Raw genomic sequence first — 21,843 nt, forward strand, 5'->3', positions numbered from 1 at the left:
GCTGATGCGCCTGATGGGGCCGGTGGAGCCGCCGCCGCCGGGCCTCAGTGCGGCTGACCCAGCCCCACGCCGCGCTGGCCGTAGAGCAGCAGCTCGCGCAGGCCGTCGCCCTCGTCGCGGCTGAGGACGTCGATGGGCAGGCCGGCCTGGCGGGCCAGTGGGGCAAAGCCGTTGTCCAGCACGTCGGCCCGGACCAGCTGGTCCACGTCCAGTCCGGGGTCGATCGGGCAGCTCTTGACCAGCACCAGCCGCTCGGCATTGAGCCGCCGCGCCAGTGCCAGCGCGATGCTGTCGGATGTGTGCTGCCAGTTGGTTGCCGGGTCCGGCTGATGGCGCAGCAGCTCCAGCGGCTGCCACAGCGCGACGCCGCCGCGCCGCAGCGTCGGGCCGATGTCGGCCTCGCGGCTGACCAGTCGCAGGTCCGGGTTGAGGCTGTTGAACAGGTAGGCGGTCTGGACCATCGACAGCACCGCCATGTTGTGCGCGCTCAGGTCATCGGTGTCCCAGCGCGCCTGCAGCTGGCGGACCTCGTCGGCCAGCGTGCCGCCGCCGCAGACCAGCGCGATGCGACCGCCGCCGAGCTGGCCCAGCAGCCGCAGCCAGTCCGGCAGCAGCGGGTCGCCGCAGAGGCTTCCACCGATCTTGACGACCCACATCAGCGACTCTCCCCGGCCAGTGCCTGATGGCGCAGCGCCGCGACCGCGACGCAGGGCGCGCAGACCCGCGCCCAGGCCGCGTGGTCGGTGGCCGGTCCCGACACGATGGCGTCGATGGCGGTGGCGGTGGCGGTGGCGGTGATGTCGACCAGCCCCGGCGCACCGCCGTCGTGGCTGCCGGCGCAGGCGATGTCGCGGCCGTAGTCCAGCAGCAGCCCGTGGCTCGCGTCGACCTGGGCCAGCGCCAGCAGCCGGGCCATCACCGCCGGCACCAGGAAGGCGCCGCAGCCGGCGGCCACCGTGGCCAGCGTCGGCAGGCTCAGGTTGTGAGCCAGCGCCACGCGCAGCGCCTGGCCGGCGATCTCGCGCACCTGGGCCTCGCGCCAGGCCAGCGCCAGGTCCAGCCAGTCGGCCTCGCTGCCGTCGCGCACGTCGCAGCCGACCATGCGGGCCAGGCGTGCGCGGCTGGCGGCCAGCGTCTTCGGGCCGCCGTCGGCGCTGGGCTGCTGGTCGTGTTCCGGGTCGAGTTCGCCGGTCAGCCGGTAGACGTCGGCGGTGGTGGCGAAGAACTCGTGCATCACGTTGAGCGTCTGGCCCTGGAAGACGATGCGCGGTGCCAGCGCGCACAGCGGCGTGCGGATCACGCCTTGGTAGACCAGCTCGCCGCTGGCCAGCCGGTCGCGGTCGCTCAGGCTGCGGCCCTGCGGCTTGCCGTCGGCCAGCGCGATGGCGTCGGTGGTGGTGCTGCCGATGTCCAGCAGCAGGCCCTCGGCATGGCGGCCCCAGCCCTGCCGCAGCGCCTGCGCTGCATGCCAGGCGGTGGCACGCCAGTTGGCCGAGGCGATGCGCGGCCAGTGCTCGGCGGCTTCGTGCGCGCCGACCCACGGGGCGCTGTCGTCGTCCCAGCCCCGCGCGTACAGCGCCACCGGGCCGGGCAGGGCGCTGGCCAGCCGCGCGGCGATGCGCCGCACGCCGTCGGCCCGGTCGGCGTAGAGGTCGACCATCTCGCCGGTCATCGTCACCGCATGCGGCCAGGCCAGCGCCGCGCCCCAGCGTTCGCCGGCGGCGTCCAGCACGCGGTCGAGGTGGTGCTCGCCCTGCCACAGCGGGCAGGGCCACTGCGCCACGTCCAGCAGCAGGCCGTCGGCCCAGCGGCTGGCCTTGACGTGGGCACCGCCGATGTCCCAGCCGAAGATGCTGCGGCGATCAGGCATGCGCAGGCTCCGCGTGCGGGAACAGCCGCAGCACCTCATGCGCCAGTGGCCGGCCGAGCGCGGTCGACAGGCCGACGTAGGCGCAGGTCGTGCGTGCGTTCAGCTCGATCAGCACCGGCCCGCGCGTCGCATGCCAGACCAGGTCGATGCCGGCGATGCCGCGCAGCCCCGGCGCAGCCGCGTGCAGCTGGCCAGCCAGCCGCATCAGCGCCGGCCAGCGCGGGTCGGCGTCGCCCGGCCGGGCCACCGGGCTGACGCCGTCGAAGCGCAGCAGGCCCGCGCCGTCGATGCCGATGCGCTGTCGGTTCAGGCTCAGCGGCTCGATCCGGTCGGCGTGGCAGAGCATCGTCAGGCTCAGGGGCTCGCCATCGATCCAGGCCTGCAGCGTGACCGGACCGCGGCGCGACGCGGCGTCGGCGCGGGCGGCGTCCAGGTGGTCGTGGCGACGCGTGTCGGTCGCGCCGGCGCCATCGTCGGGCTTGACGACCCAGTGGCTCGCCGCCTGAGCCAGTGCCGGATCGAGCGGCGTCGGCGCGCCGGCCTCGGCCAGCCGGGTCAGCGTGCGCATCTTGCTGGCCGACAGCCACAGCGCCTGGGCATCGCTGCCCAGCCAGCGCGCCGCGCCGACGCGCGTGCGGCAGGCCTGCATCAGGCCGTCGGTCTCGGGCGCGACCGCCCAGACCCGGTCGTGCCGCAGGGCCAGGCGCTGCAGGGCGTCGAGCGCGCCTTCGCCGTCGCGCGGGCGGATGCGCTGCAGGCGGACGCCCGGCACCGGCTCGTCCGCGGGCGCCTGGGCATCGATCACGCCGACCTGCGCCACGACCGAGGCCGGCAGCGCCAGCAGGTCGGCCGTGATCGCCTCGCGCATCGCCGTGCCCAGCGGCCACAGCTCGGCCTCGACTGCCGCCGGTGCGAGGCCCTGCAGGCCACCGGCGGTCACATGCTCGTAGACCAGAATCCGGGCCGCGCGGGCGTTCATGGCGCGTGCCCCCTTGCCCGTCGACCTTGCCGAGGACCTGTCCGATGCCCTGTGCCCTGATCCCCGTGCTGGACCTGCTCGGCGGCCAGGTCGTGCGTGCCGTGCGCGGCGACCGGGCGCGCTACCAGCCGATCCGGTCGGTGCTGTGTGAAGGCGCGCGGCCGGAGGTGGTCGGCCCGGCGCTGCTCGTGGCGGCCGACAGCGACCGGCTCTACGTCGCCGACCTGGACGCGCTGACCGGCCAGGCGGTCCAGCTCGATGCGCTGGCCGGCCTGCTGTGGTCGCTGCGCCGCGATCGGCCGACGGCCCGGCTGTGGCTGGATGCCGGCTGGCCGGACCTCGTGGCGCTGCGAGACACGCTGGCGCGGCTCGATGCGATCGGCCCCGGAATGGCCGAGGCGATCGACCCGGTGCTGGCCAGCGAGGCCCTGTGGCCCGGCGCACTCGGTGCCTTGCAGGATGACCCGCTCGCCCCGCGCGCGCTGCTGTCGCTGGACCGCCGCGACGGCCACCGGCTCGATCGGGCCGGCTGCTGGGATCGCCCGGCGTCGTGGCCGGCGCAGCTGATCGTCATGACGCTCGAACGGGTCGGCGCCGATGCCGGACCGGACCTCGCCACGCTGGCCGAGGTCGCCGCGCGGGCCGCGCCGGGCACCCGGCTGATCGGCGCAGGCGGCGTGCGCGACCAGACCGACCTGCACGCGGCCGGCGCGGCCGGTGCCTCGGCCTGGCTGGTCGCCAGCGCCCTGCACGACGGACGCCTGGGCCGACCGAGGTCGGCTTAGGTCAGGCAGGACAGGGCGGGCCGGAATCAGCATGAGGACGCGACAAACAGGAACCGTGCCACCCGCTGCGGGGCTGTCGGCCCTGGCGGGGATGCTGCGGCGACGGCACACAGTGTTGCGCGTGGCGGTGCCGCTCGGGTGGTTTCGGGGGACAGCCTGTCTCCGCGCGGTGCGACAAAAGACCGCCCTGGCCGCCGGGCCGCGATGGCATGCGCTTTGCCTACCCACCGGGGATTCCGGAGGGCACGGCCTGAAGGCATCCACCTCGAAGGACTGTGCATGAGCGAGATTCTGCCGAGCGACGGTTTCGTCGATGCATCAGCCGACCGCGCCGCGTCGGCCGATGGCGTCGCGCCGCCGACCTGGACCTGCCCTTTCTGCCCGCTGCTGTGCGACGACGGCCCGACCTGCGGGCTGGCCGACCAGCGCCTGGCCGCGCTGGCGGCGGTGGCCGACCGGGCCGAGGCGGTCACGCCGCGCATCGGCGGCCAGCCGGCCCGCCTGGCCGAGGCGCTGGACGCCGCCGGTGCGCTGCTGCGCCGCGCCGGGCAGCCGCTGCTCGCCGGCTGGGGCACCGACGTGGCCGGTGCCCGCGCGCTCTACCGGCTGGCCTGCGCGACCGGCGCGATCGGCGATGCCGGCGCCGACGCCGCCGCCAGCGAGGCCCAGAACCAGGCCCTGCGCGCGCTGCAGGACCGCGGCGGCTACACCACCACGCTGGCCGAGCTGCGCGAGCGCGCCGAGCGGATCGTGTTCATCGGCAGCTGGGCGCCACAGCGGGCACCGCGCCTGCTGGCGCGTGCGCTGGCGGGCCGTGCCGATCGGCCGCCCCGGCTGGTCCACCTGGCCCTGTCCGGCGGCGGTGAAGCCGGACCGGACACCGTGCAGGGCCTGCCGGTCGACCGGCTCGTCTGGGGCGATGCGGACAGCGACCTTGCCGACCTGGCGCTGGCGCTGAAACTGCACGTCGACGGCCGGGCCACCGCCGACCGCACGCTGGCCGCGCTGGCCGCCGACCTGCAGGCCTCGCCCTACGCGGTGCTGGTGTGGGAGCCTGCCCAGCTCGGCCCGCATGCCGCGCCGGTGATCGAGCGGCTGCAGCAGGTCGTCGCCCGGCTGAACCGGACAACCCGCGCCGCCGCGTTTCCGGTCGGGGGTGGCAACGGCGCGCTGACCGCGCAGCAGGTCCACACCTGGCTCAGCGGCCTGCCGCTGCGCAGCCGGATCGGTCCGCGTGGCCTGGAACATGACCCGCTGCGCTACGGCGCGGCCGCGCTGCTGGCCGACGGCGGCGTCGATGCGCTGCTGTGGACCGGCGCCTACCCCGCGATGGCACCGCCTGCGAGCGGCCTGCCGCGCGTGCTGCTGGTGTCGGCCGACGTGGCGGCGCAGCCGGGTGCCTGCGGCGACGAGTCGGACGCCGTCGTCATCCCGGTGGCGACGCCGGGCGTGCAGCATGGCGGCCACCTGTTCCGCACCGACACCGTCGTGCTGATGCCCCTGCACCCGGCCCCGGCCGCGCCGATCGGGCTGGCCGGCCTGCCGTCGGTGGCGCGCGTCGTCGGTGACCTGCTGGCCTTGCTGGAGAGCCCGCGATGAACGGCGGCCCCACGTCCCCGATCCAGACCCTGATCCGCAACGTCCGGGTCCATGACCCGGTGCATGGCAGCGATGGCGAGGTCCGCGACCTGGCGATCCGCGACGGCCGCTTCGTCACGCCGCTGCCCGGCGAGCCGGCGCTCGAGACCGTCGACGCCAGCGGCTGCGTCGCGATGGCCGGCGGCATCGACCTGCACACCCACATCGGCGGCGGCAAGGTCAACCTGGCCCGCCTGCTGCTGCCCGAGGACCACCGCGACGCCCGCGGCCAGCCCTGCGGCCGGCCCGACAACCCGCTCGAACGCGATGCCTGCGGCCACGTCACGCCGGGCACGCTGGCGACCGGCTACCGCTACGTCCAGATGGGCTACACGGCGGCCTTCGAGCCGGCCATGGTGGCGGCCAATGCGCGCCATGCCCACATGGAGATGGGCGACACGCCCATCCTCGACCACGGTGCCTACGTGATGCTGGGCAACGACGAGCTGTTCCTGCAGCGCCTGGCCGAAGGCGCGCACCCGGACGAGCTGCGCGACCTGATCGGCTGGACCCTGCACGCCACCAAGGCGATGGGCGTGAAGGTGGTCAACCCGGCCGGCATCTCGGCCTTCAAGTTCAACCAGCGCCAGCTCGACGTCGACGAGGGCCACGCGCACTGGGGTGTCACGCCGCGCCAGGTCGTGCATGCGCTGGCCCACGGCCTGCACCGGCTGGGCGTGCCGCACCCGCTGCACATCCACGGCAGCAACCTCGGCGTGGCCGGCAACATCGGCTCGACGCTGGCGATCATCGACGCGCTCGAAGGCCTGCCGGCGCACCTCACGCATGTCCAGTTCCATGCCTATGGCAACGAGGGGCCGCGCAAGTTCTCGTCGGCCGCGCTGCAGCTGGCCGAGGCGGTCAACGCGCACCCGGAGATCAGCATCGACGTCGGCCAGATCATGTTCGGCCAGACCGTCACCGCCTCGGGCGACACCATGCGCCAGCATGCCAACGCCGGCCTGGCCAGCCCGCGCAAGTGGATCGGCTCGGACATCGAGTGCGACGCCGGCTGTGGCGTCGTGCCCTTCCGCTACCGCGAGCAGAGCTATGTCAACGCGCTGCAATGGGCCATCGGCCTGGAGCTGTTCCTGCTGGTGCGCAACCCCTGGCAGGTGGTGCTGACGACCGACCATCCGAACGGCGGCCCCTTCACCAGCTACCCGCACCTGATCCGCCTGCTGATGGACCGGTCGTTCCGCCAGGAGCAGCTCGCCAAGCTGCACCCGGACGTCGCGGCGCAAAGCGCGCTCAAGGACATCACCCGCGAGCTGACGCTGCAGGAGATCGCCGTGATGACCCGCGCCGCACCGGCCCGGCTGCTGGGCCTGCGCGACCGCGGCCGGCTGGGTGTCGGTGCGGCGGCCGACCTGGCGATCTACCGCGAGGACGCCGACCGCGAGCGCATGTTCACCACGCCGGAGCGGGTCTACAAGGACGGCCGCCTGGTGGCGCGGCAGGGCCGCATCACCGCTGCGCCGGTCGGCGGCACGCACTACGTCGAACCCGACTACGACCGCAGCTTCGACCGCGTGATGCGCGAGCGCCTGCGCCGCCACGGCTCGGTCAACCCGGACCACGCGGTGATCGGCCGCGACGAGCTGTGCGCCTGCTGCAACGGCGGCACGCTGCTGCCCACCGCCTGCCTGGCCGGAGACACGGCATGACGAGCACCGCCCTGGCCGCGCCGCCGCTGATCGACGGCACGCTGCACGGCGTGCGCATCGACGCCTCGTTTGCCGAGGCCTTCCCGATGCGCGCCACGCGCCTGATCGTCACCGCCCACAACCTGAGCTGGGCCCGCCATGCGGCGGTCGCCACGACCGGCTTCGCCACCTCGGTGATCGCCTGCGGCTGCGAGGCCGGCATCGAGCGCGAGCTGTCGCCCGAGGAAACGCCCGATGGCCGGCCCGGCCTTGCGCTGCTGCTGTTCGCCATGAGCAGCAAGGAACTGGGCAAGCAGATCGAGCGCCGCGTCGGCCAGTGCGTGCTGACCTGCCCGACCACCGCCGTCTACGCCGGCCTGCCGCCCGATGCGACGCCCGAGCGCGTCGCGCTGGGCCGCAACCTGCGTTTCTTCGGCGATGGCTGGCAGAGCGGCAAGGTGATCGGCGGCGAACGCTACTGGCGCGTGCCGGTGATGGACGGCGAGTTCGTCGCGCAGGAGTCGACGCCGATGCTCAAGGCGGTCGGCGGCGGCAACCTGCTGCTGCTGGCGCGCGACACCGACAGCGCGCTGGCGGCGGCCGAATGCGCCGTCGCCGCGATGCGCGCGGTGCCCGGCGTGGTCATGCCCTTCCCGGGCGGCGTGGTGCGCTCGGGCTCCAAGGTCGGCAGCAAGTACCCGGCGCTGGGCGCCTCGACCAACGACGCCTACTGCCCGACCCTGGTCGGCCTGGTGCGCCACACCGAACTCGATGCCGGCGTGCGCTGCGTGATGGAGATCGTCATCGACGGCCTGACCGAGGCGGCGGTCGGCGAGGCCATGCGCACCGGCATGGTCGCGGCATGCACGCCGGGCATCGGCCCCGGCCTGGCGGGTGGCCTGCTGCGCATCTCGGCCGGCAACTACGGCGGCAAGCTCGGGCCCTTCCACTTCCACCTGCGCCGGCTGCTGGGCGAGAAGGCAGACACATGAACGGCCACCGACTGACGCTCAAGGCCGTTCCTGCGCTGCGCCTGGACCTGCGCGGCGTGCTGCCCGAGGCGCTGGCCGCCCTCGGTCCCGGCGAGGTCGAGCGCCTGCCGATCGGCTGCGGCCGGGCGCTGCAGCCGCTGGCCGACTGGTTCGACATCGAGCCCTTCGAGGCCGACGAGCCAACCCTGCACCTGCACGGCGACCGGGCCGGCTTGGCCCGCGTCGACCACATCGGCGAGGACCTCGGCGGCGGCCGGCTGGTCGTGCACGGCGATGCCGGCGACCACCTCGGCAGCGGCATGCGCGGCGGCGAGCTGCAGGTGCGCGGCGCCGCCCGCGACCTGGCCGGCTGCGAGCTGGCGGGCGGCCGGCTGCGCATCGACGGCGACGTCGGCGCGGCCTGCGGCTCGGCCCGGCCCGGCAACCTCGACGGCATGCGCGGCGGCCTGCTGCTGGTCGGTGGCTCGGCCGGCGAACGGCTGGCCGATCGCATGCGGCGCGGCACGCTGATCGTCGCCGGCGACGTCGGCGAGCACGCGGCCTCCCGGCTGGTGGCCGGCACGCTGGTGATCGGTGGCGCGCTGCGCGGCCGCCATGCCGGCTGGGGCCAGCGGCGCGGCAGCGTGGTCTGGCTGGATGCGGCCGCCGCCCGCCACTGGCACGGTGCCCCGCCGCCCGGCTACGTGCCGGCCCAGGCCGACGCGCCAGTGGCCTGGGCGCTGATGGCGCGCGACCTCCTTCGCATCGGCGCGGACATTGCGGCCAGCCCGGACGCCGCGCCCGGCTGGGCCACGCTCGCCGCCCGGCTGGCGGCCCTGCCGTCACGACCGGCGCCGGCCCGCCTGCTCGGCGACATCGGCGTCGACGGCCTGGGCGAGTGGCTGCTGCCCACCGGCTGATCCGACGCTGCCGCCCCTGTTTTCCCCCAACCCTGGAACCCTGGAGATGACCCGATGAGCACTGCCGTGCAGCCCTACACCTTCCACGCCGGCGAGGCGACCGTGCTGGCCGCCGAGGGCCAGGCCACCGACGCGATGCCCGAGATCCTGATCGGCCGCGTCGACGGCCCGGTCGGACAGGCCTTCGCGAACATGATGGCGCAGAGCAAGGGCCACACCGCGATGTTCGCGATCCGTGCCTGCAACCAGCTGGTCCGCCCGGCCACGATCACCGTGCCCAAGGTGACGCTCAAGGACAGCGCCAACATCGACCTGTTCGGCGGCGTGGTGCAGAGCGCCACGGCCGACGCGGTGCTCGACAGCGTCATCGAGGGCGTGATCCCGAAGGACCTGGTCGACCAGCTCTGCATCATCAGCCTGGTCTGGATCGACCCGCGCTGCGCCAAGGACCCGAACCTCGACAAGAAGGACATGTACCGCACCAACTACGAGGCGACCAAGCTCGCGATCCGCCGTGCGCTGCGCCATGAGCCGTCGATCGACGAGCTGATTGCCAACCGCCACACGATCCGGCACGACATGGACGACTGGAGCTGATCCGTCGCCGCGCGGGGCCGCTAAGCTGGCGGCACCGCAGTTTACGCCCCGACGACGCGCCATGACCCGGCCTGCCGAAGACCTCGCCTCATCGACCGCCCCGGGCCCCGTGCTCGCCCTGTTCGACCTCGACCACACGCTGATCCCCTTCGACAGCGGCATGGCCTGGACCCGTTTCCTGATCGGGCGCGGCCTGCTGCCGGCCGAGGCGGAGATGCGCTACCTCGGCTTTGCCAGCCAGTACGTCGCCGGCACGCTGGACATCCACGAGATGCATGCCAGCAACCTGGCCCCGCTGGTCCGGCATCCACTGAGCGAGCTGCGGCGCTGGCAGGGCGCCTTCGAGGTCGAGATGGCCGGCCGCATCCCGCAGGCCATGCGCGCGCTGGTGCGCAGCCACGTCGCGGCGGGCCACCACTGCGCCATCGTCACGGCGACCACCCGCCTGATCGCCGAGCCGCTGGCCCGCCTGTTCGGCGTGCGCCACCTGCTGTGCACCGAGGCCGGCCAGCGCACCGACGAGGCCGGCGTCGACTGGATCGCCCCGGACATCGTCGGCCGGCCGTGCTTTCGCGAGCACAAGATCGAGCACGTCGAACGCTGGCTGGCCGTGATCGGCGCACCACCGCTGGCCGAGGCCGGCCACAGCGTCTTCTATTCCGACTCGGCCAGCGACCTGCCGCTGCTGGAGGCCGTGCGCGAACCGGTCGCCGTCCGCCCCGACCCCCGCCTGCGCGAGATCGCGCTGGCGCGGGGGTGGCGGGTGATGGATTGAAGGTGGAAGACAACCGCCGCTGAGCCTTCGCTCGACGCGCATCCCGCGTGTCGGTCAGTTCCGATCGCTTGTCTGCGGGGGCGTGGTATGAGGCAGGGCGTCCATCAAGCAGGAATGACCACCGGAGGCGCCAGCGCCAGCTTCTTGGCTCGGCGGGCGAACTTGCGATCGTCGAATGAAGCGACCTGTCTGCACTCGCGATAGGCGGCGTGGTGGAGTGCATCGGCAAAATCCAGACCCGCTTCCGCGTTGGCAATGGCTTGCTCCACCACCGGGCGGTCTTCGAGGGTGACGTGGCGCATCGTCAAGAGATGACGCAAGACCGACAGGCATTGAGGCGCGTCGAAACCGTAGTAGCCCCGCATGACCCATTCGAGTTCGAGCACGACCGAACGGCTCACCATCAGTGCCTGACCGGACTCGATCAGCCGACGTGCTTGTTCACGTTGCCGGGTGGCCTCTGTGTCGCCGCTGTCCTCGATGTAGTAGCGCGCGAGCACGTTGGTATCGAGGCCGATCACGGCTTGACCAGCGTCGCTGGATCGAAGTCGACGGGAACGGACTTGCGGCGGCTCTTGAGCATGCCGAACCCGCTGCTGACGGACTCGACGGGCGGCTGGCTCTGGACCTGCAACTCCACGCGGTCGCCAACCATCACGAACGCGACCCGGCTGCCTTGCCGGATGCCCAGCCGTTGCCTGACCTCCTTGGGAATCGTGACCTGACCCTTGCTGGTGACCGAAGTGACATCCACGTTCTGCTCCTGTGTATTACCTGGTAATACTAGCCGAATCTGTCGCCTCCGTTGCAACAGACGACCGACCTCAGTTCTCCAACCTCAGGATCTCCAGCTGCTCCGGCACCGTCTCGAAGGTGCCGGCGCCGGCGGGCATCTGCATCAGGGGCTGGCCTTCGGGGTCGAGCAGCCAGACGCTCGGGTAGACCAGCATGCGGGCGCGCTGGTCGCCGATGGCGCGCTGGAAGTCGGCGTAGGGCAGGCGGTGGCGGTCGCTGCGCAGGATCATGCGGGTGGCGGTGACGTCGAGCGCGCTGCGCAGGTCGACCAGCAGGTACTTCTCGCGGAAGTGCGGCAGCAGCGCGGTGGCGTTGGCGGCCAGGAAGGCCTCGTAACGGCGGCAAAAGGGGCAGTCGCTGGCGCCCAGGTAGACGTAGAGCCACTTGCGCTGCGCGCGGGCCTGGGCGAGCGCCGGGCGCAGGTCGAACTCGATGCGGTTGCCGTCCTGCGGCACCGGCTGGACGACGATGGCCTCGTAGGCCGCCGGCAGCGCCGCCCGGGCCGGAAGGCCGATGGCCACGAGCATCGCGGCGATCGGGGTGATCAGCCCGAGCCGCAGGAACCGCGCGCAGCGGGGGAACCCGGCGAGCCCGGCTGCCATCACGCCACGCCTGCCCGCCATCACGCCACTCCCGCCTGGTCGAGGTCCAGTTCGCCGCGGGTGCGCAGTTCCTTGCTGTCCTCGATGTCGGCGCTCAACCGGCCGACCCGGCCTTCGCCCGGCACCGCGAGCTGGAAGCGCCAGCTGGGGTTCTCGCTGACCGAGAAGTCCATGTCGGCGTCGAACACCGGCCGGCCACCCAGCCGGACCTGGATGCTGCGCACGAAGTGCGGCGGGATGTACATCACCGTCACCTGGTTCAGCTCGAAGCCGGTGTCGTTCGGGTGCAGCACGGTCAGGTCGACGGCGGTGCCGCCGGCGTCGCGGTGCAGGCCCTCGGGCAGGCGCAGCAGGGTCTTGCCGATCAGGTGCGGCGACTCGCGGTTGGGCGGTGCGCTGCAGCCGCCCGAGACCTTCACGTAGCGCGAGTCCATGTGCAGCGAGCCGTCGTCGAGCTGATGGACGACGCGGATGTGGCTGTACTCGTCGACCCGCAGCCGGGTCTCGAAGTTCGCCGGGCCGAGCGCCTCGCCCAGCGTCAGCGTGGCCGCCACCGGCGACGGGTTCTTGTCGACCAGCAGCGTCATGCGGCGCACCCGGCGGGCATCGCCCGGGGCCAGCTTCGAGACGATCCTGACTGGCACCGACGCGCCGTAGGCCGCCCGCAGCGGCACGACCAGCTGGACCTGGCTGGCCGCACCGGCGGCGATGGGCTGACCGCCGAACAGGCGCTCGCGCAGGCTTTCCCACTGCGGCGAGCTGTCGCCGTGGCCGACGTTGGTGGGCAGGCCGCCGACCGCTGCCTGCGCCGGCCCGGCCAGGCCGGTCAGTCCTGCCCAGCCCATCGCACCGAAGGCCAGGCCCTGCGCCAGGCGCTGGCGGCGGTCGGTGTCGACGGGCTTCGGTGCGGCGTGGCGTGGCGTCATGGCAAGTCCTTCGGGGGAGCGGTGTGTCATCGGCCCAGCATGAGCGCGCGCTCCTGCCGGAGGTAGACGATGGACGCGTTGCGCCGGTGGGTGGTGTCGCTGCGGGCCCAGCCGGCGAACTCGGGCAGGCCGCTGGCGTCGGCGACCTCGCTGAGCGCGATGCCGCCGCGCAGCAGCTCGGCGGTACGGGCTTCGAGCTGGTCGAGGTAGCGGCGTTCGCGGCCGATCAGTTCGGCGGCGTCGCCGGCCGGGCCGTGGCCGGGCAGGGCCTGGTGTGGGCCGAGCCGCGACGCGGCCTCCAGCGCCAGCCGCCAGCCCTTGAGGTCGCCGTCCTGCACGTCGGGGATGACCTGCGAGTCGAGCAGCGCACCGGCGACGAGGCTGGCGCTGCGCACATCCCACAGCGCGCTGTCGCCGGGGCTGGCGGCCAGGTCGCCGGCCATGGGCGCCAGCAGGCGCAGCGGCCGGCCGATGTCGGGCAGCGGGGCCAGGCTGGCGTCGGCATCGCGGGCGTCGAACAGGTGATCGGGGCGGGGCACGCGGGTGCCGGCCATCTCGGCCTCGCCGAGCTGGCGCTGCAGCGATTTCAGGCAGGTCTCGCAACGGGCCGACATCAGCCGGGCGGCGTCGCGGTGCATCCAGACCGGCACGCCGGCGTCCTGGAAGGCGGTCGCGCCGAAGATGAATTCCTGCATCGCGTGGGTCAGCAGCAGGCCGCGCAAGGGCTGGTCGGTGAGCTGGCGCACGCGTGCGAGCAGCGCCTCGCCGTCGCGCCGCGACACGCCGGCGTTGACCAGCAGGGCGCCACGCGGGCCGACCAGCAGCGCGGCGTTGCCGATGCGTCCGGCGTTCGCCGGGTCGACGTCGCCGGCATGGCCGCGCAGCAGCCAGACGCCCTCGGCGACGCGCTGCGGCTCGGGCCGCTCGATCGATGAAGCGACAGCGGCACGGGCGGCCTGCGGACCGTCCAGCACCGCGCAGGCCGCCAGCCAGGGCAGGCCCAGCAGGGCCCCGAGCAGGCGGCGGCGAGCGTCGATCGGGCGGGACGGCGAGGGGGCGTGGCGTGGGTTCATCGTGTGGGCATCGGCCGGATCGGGCGCAACTGGAGGATGACGTGCCCGCCGATCCTGCTCGCGCCACGGGGCGTTCAGCGTCCCTCGGCCAGTGCCTTGAGCTGCTTCAGGCCGGCCTGGTAGACGCCGGTGATGGCGGCCACCGCCGCCTCGTCGTTCTGGTCCGGCGGCGGGTCGTTGTTCGGGTAGCCGCGGTAGAAGGCGCCGCGCCATTCGACGCTGGACTTGCCGCCGCCGGCATCGCTGACCTGGATCTGCGAGGTGTAGTTGGTGACCGGCAGCGCGCCGCCGTCCTTGGCCCGGTAGCCGTAGCGCATCTGGGCGTCGTCGTAGCGCTCCAGCGTCTCGACCAGGCCGCCGCCGCCCTTGAGCTTGAGCGTGCGCACCGAGCCGACCTCGTTGCCCTTGTCGGCCGGACTCTCGGCGACCGCCGGGTGCCAGTCCTTGAGCGCATCGAAGTGGCGGATCAGGCCCCAGACCTTGGCCGTGGGTGCGTCGATCTCGACCTTCTCGGTCACCTTCTGGCGCGTCGGGCCGTGGGCCTGGGCGGGGTCGGCCAGGCCCAGGCCGAGGCCCCCGGCCAGCAAGGTGGCCTGGAGGGCGGCCAGCGCGAGACGTCGGCGCCGTGGGCTCGGGATTGCGGACATCGGAGAGGCTCCTTCTTCGGGGTGTGGATGGGGGGTTCGGTGGCGCGGGTCCAGATCGTCAGTCCGGTGCCTGGCCGATGAAGCGGCCGAAGCCACGGCTGTTCGAGCCGGTCGGCACGGTGGCCAGCGTGCGGCCGCTGGCGGCGTCGAGCACGACCAGGTTGTCGTCCATCCAGTTGACGACATGGATCTGGTCGCCGTGCGCGGCGATGCCTTCGGGGTAGGCGAAACCGTCGATCGTGCGCAGCGGCTGCAGCGTCGCCGCGTCGATCACGCTGAGGCTGTCGGCGCGCTGGTTGGTGACGTAGATCAGCCGGCCGTCGCTGCTCAGGGCCGCACCGTAGGGCGCCTTGCCGACCGCGACCCGGCCAATGGGCTGGGTGGTTTTCGGGTCGGCCTTCAGGTCGATCACGCTCAGGTCGTCGCTGTAGACGTTCAGCACGAACAGGCGCTCGCGGGCCGCGTCCAGCATCAGCGCGAAGGGGTGGGCGCCGGTCGGCCAGCGGGCGATGACCTCGCCCCGCACGACGTCGATCACCGCGACGGTGTCGTCGTCGCGCTCGACGACGAAGACGCGCCGGCCGTCCGGATGGGCCAGCACGCCGGCCGGGTAGCGCCCAGTGGCGACGGCCTGCAGCGGCGCGGCATCGGGCCGGTCGATCGCGTCCGGGTCCAGCACCAGCAGGCGGTTGCGGGACCAGTCGGCGGCGTAGACGCGCCGGCCGTCGGGTGCGACATCCAGCCCCATCGGCCCGCCACCGGCGGCCAGCCGGCCCAGCACGCGCTGGCTGCGCATGTCGATGACCGAGACGGTGCCGGCCTCCGGATGGCCCACATAGGCCCGTCCGGTCGCGCTCGATGCCACCACACCGGCCGGCGATCGGTCGACCTTCAGCGTCTGGACCACGCGCCGGCTGGCCAGGTCGACCACGCTGACGTCGTGGCTGCCCTGGTTGGTGACGTAGGCGAACGGTGCGGCCAGCGCCGGCTGGCTCATGAACGGCGCCAGAAGGGCCAGAAGGGCCAGCAGGTCCATCAGGACCCGCGCGGCCAGCCTCGCGGCACGGTCGCTGCATGCAGGCAACCGGCGCGCCGTGCGCATGACAGATTGCGCCAGCGCGAGCCTCGCCCGTCCCATCCCACCGAAGAGCACACCATGCCGCCGATCCCGTTCCTGCCGAACCGTCGCCACTGCCTGGGCCTGCTGGCTGTCGCCTGCGGCCTGCCCGTCCATGGGGCCGACGGCGAGGCCCCAGCGTCCTTGCAGCCCGCCCTGGCCTTCCTCGGCTTCGAGGTCATCGACGACCAGCCCGACCCGGCCCGCTGGCCGGCGCTGCGCGAGCGCGCCGAGCGCATCGGCCGGCAGATGGCCGAGGGCCTGGACCGGCGCGGCCTCTACCGGGTGAACGCGCTCGCGCCGGCCCAGGCCGCGATCGCCCAGGCGCGCGAGTCCAACGAGTTCCTGCACCGCTGCAACGGCTGCCTGGCCGACATCGGCACGGCAGCCGGCGCGACCTTGGTCGGCGTGGGCTGGGTGCAGCGTGTCAGCAACCTGATCCTCAACCTCAACCTGGGCATCTGGGACGTGCGCGACGACCGCATGGTGCTGACCAAGTCGGTTGACATCCGCGGCGACAACGACGAGTCCTGGCGTCGCGGCATCGACTACATGCTGCGCGACATGGTCGAGCGCCGGGCACGCCAGCCGCGCTACGGCCTGTGACGCGGTCCCAGACGTGCCCGGGCCGGGCCACGTGGGCGGCGTGACAGGCTGTTGCATCGCCCGCGTCCCGGCCACGTCAGCGCAGCGCCGCCAGTGCGGACGAGCCCTGCCAGGCCAGGCCCTGCGTGTCGCCGACCTCGGCCCGCAGCGGCGCGCCGCCCTGCGGTGCGAAGACCAGCCGCAGCGTCGGGTTCTCGCTGATCGCGAAGTCCAGGTCGGCGCTCAGCAGCAGCCGCTCGCCCTGCCAGATCCGCGCGCTGCGCACGAACTGGGCGGGCGTGAAGTGGCGCGTCAGCGGGTCCATCGCCATGCCGGAATGGTTGGGGTGGCTGACCATCCACTGCAGCGCCAGCGGCTGGCCGTCGACGACCGGATCGGCGCTGCGGAACTGCATGCGGCCCATCGCCGCGCGCATCGCCGCCTCGTCGCCGCCGGGCGGTGCCGAACAGCCGCCCGAGGACTTGACGTGGCGCACCGCCATGCGCAGCGTGCCGTCGGCCGATTCGGCGATGACGCGCACGAAGCTGTAGTCGTCGACCCGCACGCGGGTCTCGATCTGCGGCAGCGCGCCGTCGGCCGGCAGGTCGAACACGGCGGCGATCGGCGACGGGTTGTTGTCGATCACCAGCGTCAGGCGGCGGATGCCCTGCGGGCCGGCCGGTGCGAGGCCGCTGCGCAGCGCCAGCGGCACGAAGGCCGGGTCGTCGGCGCGGCGCGGCGCGCTCAGCGACAGCTCGGCCGCGCCGGGCTCCAGCGTGCGGATCGGCCGCTCGCCCCACAGCGAGGCCCGCACCTGCTGCCAGCGCGGGCTGGCCTCGGGCCGGTCGGATTCGCGGTAGACGCCGGCATCGCGTGCCGGCTCGGCGGCGTGAACCGGTCCCAGGCTTGCCAGGCCCAGCCCGGCCAAGCCGCGCAACACATCGCGCAACGCGGCGCGGCGCGTGGCTCGGGTTTCGGGCGGGGGCAGGGTCATGGCGGGGGGGGCAGGCCGGCGGCCTGGGTCAGCGCGTCACGTAGCAGGACTTCTTGGCCTTGGCCTGGATCGCGCGGTAGCGGCGGATCTCGTCCTGCAGCTTCTCGGTGTCGCGGATGTAGCTGCCGCGCTCGCCACCGATGGTGTTGGCGTTCGACGCGGTCGACATCTCCACGTAGTCCTCGAAGCTCAGTTCGGTGGCCATCTGGTCGAAGGCGCAGGCGCACTTGTTGACCATCTCGTAGAAGCCGCCCGGGTGCTCGCGCAGGCAGGCCTGGACCCAGATGAAGCGCTCGGAGGTCGGGAACTCGTCCAGCTTGGCCGAGGCCGGCGAGCAGGCCAGCGTGGCCAGCAGGACCAGCGTGGTGGAGGCCGCCCGGCGCAGGTGCCGGGCCAGTCGGAAAGGCGTGCGTGTCGCGTGCATGGTGGGGTCGGGGGTGGGGGCGGGCGGACGTCGGGATCAGCCCGGTGCGGGCCAGGCCGGCGGCTGGGCGCCGTCGAGCAGCAGTTCCTCGTCGAGCAGGGTCGGGCCGCCGTTCGGACCGCCATCCGTGCCAGCGACCCCGCTGCGGATCGAGACGACGGTGCCGGGCACGGCATCGGACAGCACGAAGACGTACTGCTTGCGCGCCAGCTGGCTGAAGCGGTCCTTGTTCGGGTCGTCGGCATAGGGTCGGATCACGATCTGCCGGCCCGCCACCGTCTTGCCGCGGTACTGCACCTCGATGTCGCTGACCGTGGCGGATTCGTACAGCGCCATGCGCAGGCGCTTGCGGAAGTAGCTGGCCGAGCCCTTGGTGCGGCGGTTCATCTCGCGGATGTCGCGCTCCAGGAAGAACAGCGTCACCGGATTGCCCTCGGCCTGCTCGACCTCGGGCAGGCCGAGCCGGCGCGGACCGCTGAGGAACTCGCCGCTGGCCTTGCAGCAGCGGCCTTGCGCCAGCGCGGTCAGCGAGACGGTGACGCGGTCCTCGAAGGCCGTCTCGTCCTTGAGCGTGCCGGTCAGCCGGTAGCGGTAGCCGAGCTTGAGCGGCGGCTTGATGCCCTTGAACTGCGGCGTCATCAGCAGCAGGCGCTCGGCCTGCGAAAAGTCCTGGGCTTGGCCCGAGGCGGCGGTCGGTGCGGCCGTCTGGGCCGATGCCGTCTGGGCCGATGCCGGCAGGACCAGCGTGGCCGCGACCAGCAGGGTCGCGGCGATCTTCCCGAGGTTGAACGTCATGGCAGGGCCGTGCCGCCTTCGCCGACCAGCGGCACGCGGAAGTCGCGCAGGATCGCGGTGATCTCGGCTCGCCGGGTCTCGAGCAGCTTCTCGACCTGCTGCTTCCACTCGCGCTCGCCGTAGCGCACGCCCATGGCCATCTCGTAGTCGAAGCGCACGCCGGGCTCGGACGGCATCGGCAGCACCGCGAGCCTTGGCTCGCTGACGCGCTTGGCGAAGAAGCCGGCGATGGGGCCCCAGACGATGGCGACATCGACCTTGCCGGCGGCCAGTTCCTTCTCCAGCAGCTCGCCGGGGTACTGCGCCGGGTCGGGGCTCATCATCTGGTAGGGCACGCCCTGGTCGACCAGGCCATGCTTGTTCAGCCAGGCCGAGGCGGGCGTGCGGTCGTAAAGGCCGATGCGCAGCCTGTTGCGGCGTTCGGGTGGCAGCGCGAGGAAGTCCTGCACCGTCTTCACGTCGTCCAGTCCGCGACCCTGCGCGTAGACCATCGCATACGTCGAGCGGTAGTAGGGCTTGGTGACGGACACCTGGTCGAAGCCCACCGGCACGCCCATCACGATGTCGCAGCGGTAGTCCTCGCCGGGCAGCTTGTAGCGCAGCGTGTTGCGGATGAAGGCGAGCCGGGCCGGGAAGGAGTAGTACTCGACCGGCAGGCCCAGCGCCTGGCCGAACACCTCGGCGAGCTTGTTCTCGATGCCCTCGGCCGCGAGGTTCGAGAACGGCATGTTGTTGGGGTCCTGGCAGACCTTCAGGACCTTGCGCTCGGGCTCGTCCTGGGCCTGCGCGGCGGGCAGGACGGCCAGCGCCGCACAGGCCGCCAGCATGACCCGCGCGAGCCGCCCGGCGCCGAGGCGGTGCAGGGACGCGGCGCGGTCCGGGCGGTGCGTGTTCATTTGGCTTCTTCCACCTTGGCGCGGGTGATGGCGCCGTCGGAGCGGCCCTTGAGGTAGGCGTAGAGGTGGTCGATGTTGTCCATCACCGCCTGGCTGGTGCCGAAGCTCTGCATGCCCTTCTCGAGGCGGCCGTCGCGCACGGTCTTGATGAACTCGTCCTTGCTCAGGGCCTTCAGGCTGTTGACCAGCGAGGGGCCGACCATGCCTTCCTGGTTGGCGCCGTGGCAGCGGTCACAGGCCGCCTGCCGCCAGGTTCGGAAGCCCTTCATGGTGTTGGCATCGACCTTGTAGCCGTCGACCACGGTGTACAGCGGCGTCTCGACCTTGGCCTGGGCCAGCGCGGCCGGACTGGCGGCGAGGCCACCGAGTGCGGCGAGGACGGCGGCGAGGGTGGGGGCGGCAATTCTCATGACGTGTCGGGTTCAGGGTTTCAAGAGGGAAGAAGGTCGGCGGGCATGGGGCTCGCCGACCTTCCGTTCACGTGGCTGCCGGCTTAGTTGGGCAGCGCGAACACCGTCAGCGAGCCGCCGAGTTCGGTGTACTGGTTCAGTTCACGGTAGCCACCCACGGCGCCGAGGCCGTCGGTGTCCTTCTCCAGGCCGGCGGCCATGCCGATGCCGGCCCAGCCACCGATGCCCGAGAACACGCCGATGAACTGCTTGCCCTTGTGCTCATAGGTGAACACGTTGCCGATGATCCCGGAGGGCGTCTTGAACTTGAACAACTCCTTGTTGATGTCGTTCTTGTCGACGCACTTCAGGTAGCCCTCGAGCGTGCCGTAGCAGGACAGGCCGCCCGCGGTGTTGAGCGAGCCGCTCCAGACCGAGAACTTCTCGGCCTTGGACTGCACGATCTTGCCGGTGCCGGCATCCCAGGTGATGTAGTTGCCCATGCCACCGTGGCTGTTCGGGGCCGGGAACATCGACAGCGTCGCGCCGACGTACGGCTGGCCGGCGGTGTACTCGACCTTGAACGGCTCGTAGTCCATGCAGACGTGGTTGGTCGGCACGTAGAAGAGCTTGGTCTCCGGGTCGAACGAGGCCGGTTGCTGGTCCTTGGAACCCAGCGCCGCCGGGCAGACGCCCTTGGTGTTGACGTCCGGTCCGTTCTGCGCGGTCGAGTACTGCTTGACGACCTGCGGGCGGCCCGACTTCATGTCCACGTGGGTGGCCCAGTTCACCTTCGGGTCGTACTTCTCGGCCACCAGCAGCGCACCGTTGGTGCGGTCCAGGGTGTACGCGAAGCCGTTGCGGTCGAAGTGGACCAGCGCCTTGGTCGGCTTGCCCTTGACGTTGATGTCCGCCAGGATCATCTCGTTGATGCCGTCGAAGTCCCACTCGTCGTACGGCGTCATCTGGTAGACCCAGTTGACGCGGCCGGTGTCGACGTCACGCGACCAGATCGACATCGACCACTTGTTGTCGCCCGGGCGCTGCGCCGGGTTCCAGGTCGACGGGTTGCCGGTGCCGTAGTAGACCGAGTTGGTGGCCTTGTCGTAGCTGTACCAGCCCCAGGTGGTGCCGCCGCCGATCTTCCACTGGTCGCCCTGCCAGGTCTTCAGCGAGGAGTCCTTGCCGACCGGGGTGACCTTGCCGTCGGCCCAGGTGGTGGTCTTCTCGGGGTCCATCAGCATCTCGCTGTCGGGACCGACCGAGTAGCCCTTCCAGACCTGCTTGCCGGTCTTGATGTCGTAGGCGGCCAGGAAGCCGCGCACGCCCCACTCGCCGCCGGAGATGCCGGTGATGACCTTGTCCTTGAAGACGTGCGGCGCGTTGGTGTTGACCGCGCCCAGCTTCGGGTCACCGTTCTTGACCGACCAGACCAGCTTGCCGGACTTGGCGTCCAGGGCGATCAGGTTGGAGTCCGCCTGCTGCAGGAAGACCTTGCCTTCGGCATAGGCCAGGCCGCGGTTGACGGTGTCGCAGCACATCTGCGGGATCACCGCCGGGTCCTGCTTCGGCTCGTACTTCCAGAGGATCTTCTGGGTCTCGAGGTCGATCGCGAAGACCTTGTTCGGGAACGGCGAGTGCAGGTACATCGTGCCGTCGACGACCAGGGGCGAGCCCTCGTGGCCGCGCAGCACGCCGGTCGAGAAGGTCCAGGCGACCTGCATCTTCCCGACGTTGCCCTTGTTGATCTGCTTGAGCTGGCTGTAGCGCTGGTTGTACATGTCACCAGCCTGCATCGCCCAGTTCTTGGGGTTGGCGATGTTCTTCTCGACGTCGGCGTTGGCCATCGTCAGGGCCGGCATGCCCAACAGGGCGATGCAGGCGCCCCGGACCAGCCATTGGCTGCTTGCGCCAGATGCGTTCATGGATCTGTCTCCTTGCTCTTTCGGTGGTTGACGGACGGGGGGGAAGGACGCGTACTCGCCGGAAACCACCTCACTCCGGCGGGAGCTGAACTGCCCACCCACTTCCGCAACTCCCGTGCCCGTGATGCCTGCCACGAATGCCGCGATCGGGACGATGCGGCGCAGCATCGACCCCACGCGCCTGCCGGCTTTCGTGTTAACCCTTGGAAGTGCGGGCCGCAGCCGATCCGGAACCGCTTGCGCCCGCGCCTGCCAGCCGGGAAAGCCCGTGTTCAACGGCCATCCCGGCCGTCGCGCTTCAGGGAAAGTCCTGATCCGGCATGGGGTTCAGGCAGGCGGCGCGACGCACGGCGCCGGCTCGCCGCGGCGGCAGGTTGTGGCGCGGCGCGGGCCGTTCGTCATCAGTTTCGGGACACAGTGTTGCAAGGCCGCCGAGGCGGCCCGCCTTGTATCTTTAAGCCTCGGACCGGCTCGGGCATCCCGAGCGGCCTCTG

24 protein-coding genes are annotated in these 21,843 nt (G+C 72.2%); 8 read left to right on the plus strand and 16 right to left on the minus strand.

Translation table 11 applies throughout. The features are described from left to right. Positions 1-44 precede the first annotated feature (44 nt). The 3 genes from Q8X39_RS19085 to Q8X39_RS19095 are packed head-to-tail and all read right to left on the minus strand — an operon-like array spanning position 45 to position 2,849. On the minus strand, positions 45-656 hold the full coding sequence (locus Q8X39_RS19085) for an amino acid kinase family protein (RefSeq protein ID WP_305751282.1): 612 nt from the start codon (positions 654-656) through the stop codon (positions 45-47). Continuing rightward, the gene (locus Q8X39_RS19090; RefSeq protein ID WP_305751283.1) at positions 656-1,870 is read right to left on the minus strand and encodes a hydantoinase/oxoprolinase family protein; all 1,215 of its coding nucleotides are present in this window, start codon (positions 1,868-1,870) and stop codon (positions 656-658) included. Before Q8X39_RS19090 ends, Q8X39_RS19085 begins: the two co-directional genes overlap by 1 nt. Next, positions 1,863-2,849 (minus strand): ATP-grasp domain-containing protein, encoded by a 987-nt coding sequence (locus tag Q8X39_RS19095; protein WP_305751284.1) that lies wholly within the window; start codon positions 2,847-2,849, stop codon positions 1,863-1,865. The genes Q8X39_RS19090 and Q8X39_RS19095 overlap by 8 nt, the downstream gene beginning before the upstream one ends. A gap of 44 nt (positions 2,850-2,893) precedes the next feature. Here Q8X39_RS19095 and Q8X39_RS19100 point away from each other — a divergent pair, with 44 nt between their 5' ends. The 7 genes from Q8X39_RS19100 (at position 2,894) to Q8X39_RS19130 (ending at position 10,181) form a co-directional block, all read left to right on the plus strand. Next, positions 2,894-3,634 carry a HisA/HisF-related TIM barrel protein gene (locus tag Q8X39_RS19100; RefSeq protein ID WP_305751285.1) on the plus strand — a complete coding sequence of 247 codons (741 nt, stop codon included), beginning with the start codon at positions 2,894-2,896 and terminating at the stop codon, positions 3,632-3,634. Between the two features lie 279 nt (positions 3,635-3,913). Then, positions 3,914-5,233: a molybdopterin-binding domain-containing protein gene (locus tag Q8X39_RS19105; RefSeq protein WP_305751286.1), complete on the plus strand. Its 1,320-nt coding sequence runs from the start codon at positions 3,914-3,916 to the stop codon at positions 5,231-5,233. Continuing rightward, a complete protein-coding gene (locus Q8X39_RS19110; protein WP_305751287.1) occupies positions 5,230-6,939 on the plus strand; it encodes a formylmethanofuran dehydrogenase subunit A in 1,710 nt (569 codons plus the stop codon). The genes Q8X39_RS19105 and Q8X39_RS19110 overlap by 4 nt, the downstream gene beginning before the upstream one ends. Further along, positions 6,936-7,910 carry a formylmethanofuran--tetrahydromethanopterin N-formyltransferase gene (gene fhcD, locus Q8X39_RS19115; protein ID WP_305751288.1) on the plus strand — a complete coding sequence of 325 codons (975 nt, stop codon included), beginning with the start codon at positions 6,936-6,938 and terminating at the stop codon, positions 7,908-7,910. The genes Q8X39_RS19110 and fhcD overlap by 4 nt, the downstream gene beginning before the upstream one ends. Further along, positions 7,907-8,809 carry a formylmethanofuran dehydrogenase subunit C gene (locus tag Q8X39_RS19120; protein WP_305751289.1) on the plus strand — a complete coding sequence of 301 codons (903 nt, stop codon included), beginning with the start codon at positions 7,907-7,909 and terminating at the stop codon, positions 8,807-8,809. The genes fhcD and Q8X39_RS19120 overlap by 4 nt, the downstream gene beginning before the upstream one ends. Before the next feature lie 54 nt (positions 8,810-8,863). Next, entirely contained in the window at positions 8,864-9,406 is a 543-nt protein-coding gene (gene fae / locus Q8X39_RS19125) for a formaldehyde-activating enzyme (protein ID WP_305751290.1), read from the plus strand. Positions 9,407-9,467: 61 nt separating this feature from the next. Beyond that, positions 9,468-10,181, plus strand: a complete 714-nt coding sequence (locus tag Q8X39_RS19130) for an HAD family hydrolase (RefSeq protein WP_305751291.1) — start codon at positions 9,468-9,470, stop codon at positions 10,179-10,181. Positions 10,182-10,285: 104 nt separating this feature from the next. On the opposite strand, the gene Q8X39_RS19135 is transcribed toward Q8X39_RS19130, so the two are convergent. The 7 genes from Q8X39_RS19135 to Q8X39_RS19165 all read right to left on the minus strand — a co-directional run bounded on the left by Q8X39_RS19135 (position 10,286) and on the right by Q8X39_RS19165 (position 15,308). Continuing rightward, a complete protein-coding gene (locus tag Q8X39_RS19135) occupies positions 10,286-10,702 on the minus strand; it encodes a type II toxin-antitoxin system VapC family toxin (protein ID WP_305751292.1) in 417 nt (138 codons plus the stop codon). Beyond that, on the minus strand, positions 10,699-10,935 hold the full coding sequence (locus tag Q8X39_RS19140; RefSeq protein WP_305751293.1) for an AbrB/MazE/SpoVT family DNA-binding domain-containing protein: 237 nt from the start codon (positions 10,933-10,935) through the stop codon (positions 10,699-10,701). The genes Q8X39_RS19135 and Q8X39_RS19140 overlap by 4 nt, the downstream gene beginning before the upstream one ends. Before the next feature lie 70 nt (positions 10,936-11,005). Next, positions 11,006-11,503: a thioredoxin family protein gene (locus Q8X39_RS19145; protein ID WP_305751294.1), complete on the minus strand. Its 498-nt coding sequence runs from the start codon at positions 11,501-11,503 to the stop codon at positions 11,006-11,008. A 95-nt stretch (positions 11,504-11,598) separates the two neighbouring features. Continuing rightward, positions 11,599-12,504 carry a quinoprotein dehydrogenase-associated SoxYZ-like carrier gene (locus Q8X39_RS19150; RefSeq protein ID WP_305751295.1) on the minus strand — a complete coding sequence of 302 codons (906 nt, stop codon included), beginning with the start codon at positions 12,502-12,504 and terminating at the stop codon, positions 11,599-11,601. Between the two features lie 26 nt (positions 12,505-12,530). Further along, positions 12,531-13,577, minus strand: coding sequence for an MBL fold metallo-hydrolase (locus Q8X39_RS19155; protein ID WP_305751296.1), 1,047 nt, complete (start codon positions 13,575-13,577; stop codon positions 12,531-12,533). 74 nt (positions 13,578-13,651) lie between these two features. Continuing rightward, complete coding sequence (locus tag Q8X39_RS19160; protein ID WP_305751297.1) at positions 13,652-14,224, minus strand: SRPBCC family protein; 573 nt, start codon at positions 14,222-14,224, stop codon at positions 13,652-13,654. 58 nt (positions 14,225-14,282) lie between these two features. Next, the gene (locus tag Q8X39_RS19165; RefSeq protein WP_305751298.1) at positions 14,283-15,308 is read right to left on the minus strand and encodes a YncE family protein; all 1,026 of its coding nucleotides are present in this window, start codon (positions 15,306-15,308) and stop codon (positions 14,283-14,285) included. Positions 15,309-15,380: 72 nt separating this feature from the next. Here Q8X39_RS19165 and Q8X39_RS19170 point away from each other — a divergent pair, with 72 nt between their 5' ends. After that, a complete protein-coding gene (locus Q8X39_RS19170) occupies positions 15,381-15,947 on the plus strand; it encodes a DUF3280 domain-containing protein (RefSeq protein ID WP_305751299.1) in 567 nt (188 codons plus the stop codon). A gap of 76 nt (positions 15,948-16,023) precedes the next feature. Here Q8X39_RS19170 and Q8X39_RS19175 read toward each other — a convergent pair whose 3' ends face one another. The 6 genes from Q8X39_RS19175 to xoxF all read right to left on the minus strand — a co-directional run bounded on the left by Q8X39_RS19175 (position 16,024) and on the right by xoxF (position 21,286). Continuing rightward, positions 16,024-16,920 (minus strand): quinoprotein dehydrogenase-associated SoxYZ-like carrier, encoded by an 897-nt coding sequence (locus Q8X39_RS19175; protein ID WP_305751300.1) that lies wholly within the window; start codon positions 16,918-16,920, stop codon positions 16,024-16,026. Positions 16,921-16,948: 28 nt separating this feature from the next. Further along, positions 16,949-17,344, minus strand: coding sequence for a hypothetical protein (locus tag Q8X39_RS19180; RefSeq protein ID WP_305751301.1), 396 nt, complete (start codon positions 17,342-17,344; stop codon positions 16,949-16,951). A 36-nt stretch (positions 17,345-17,380) separates the two neighbouring features. Further along, positions 17,381-18,139: a hypothetical protein gene (locus Q8X39_RS19185; RefSeq protein WP_305751302.1), complete on the minus strand. Its 759-nt coding sequence runs from the start codon at positions 18,137-18,139 to the stop codon at positions 17,381-17,383. Then, the gene (locus Q8X39_RS19190; RefSeq protein WP_305751303.1) at positions 18,136-19,035 is read right to left on the minus strand and encodes a quinoprotein dehydrogenase-associated putative ABC transporter substrate-binding protein; all 900 of its coding nucleotides are present in this window, start codon (positions 19,033-19,035) and stop codon (positions 18,136-18,138) included. The genes Q8X39_RS19185 and Q8X39_RS19190 overlap by 4 nt, the downstream gene beginning before the upstream one ends. Continuing rightward, positions 19,032-19,445, minus strand: coding sequence for a c-type cytochrome (locus tag Q8X39_RS19195; RefSeq protein ID WP_305751304.1), 414 nt, complete (start codon positions 19,443-19,445; stop codon positions 19,032-19,034). Before Q8X39_RS19195 ends, Q8X39_RS19190 begins: the two co-directional genes overlap by 4 nt. A gap of 83 nt (positions 19,446-19,528) precedes the next feature. Further along, the gene (gene xoxF / locus Q8X39_RS19200) at positions 19,529-21,286 is read right to left on the minus strand and encodes a PQQ-dependent ethylene glycol dehydrogenase XoxF (RefSeq protein ID WP_305751309.1); all 1,758 of its coding nucleotides are present in this window, start codon (positions 21,284-21,286) and stop codon (positions 19,529-19,531) included. Between the last annotated feature and the right edge of the window lie 557 nt (positions 21,287-21,843).

Origin of the sequence: Leptothrix discophora (assembly GCF_030705305.1) — a bacterium.
Taxonomy (GTDB): Bacteria; Pseudomonadota; Gammaproteobacteria; order Burkholderiales; family Burkholderiaceae_C; genus Sphaerotilus; species Sphaerotilus discophorus.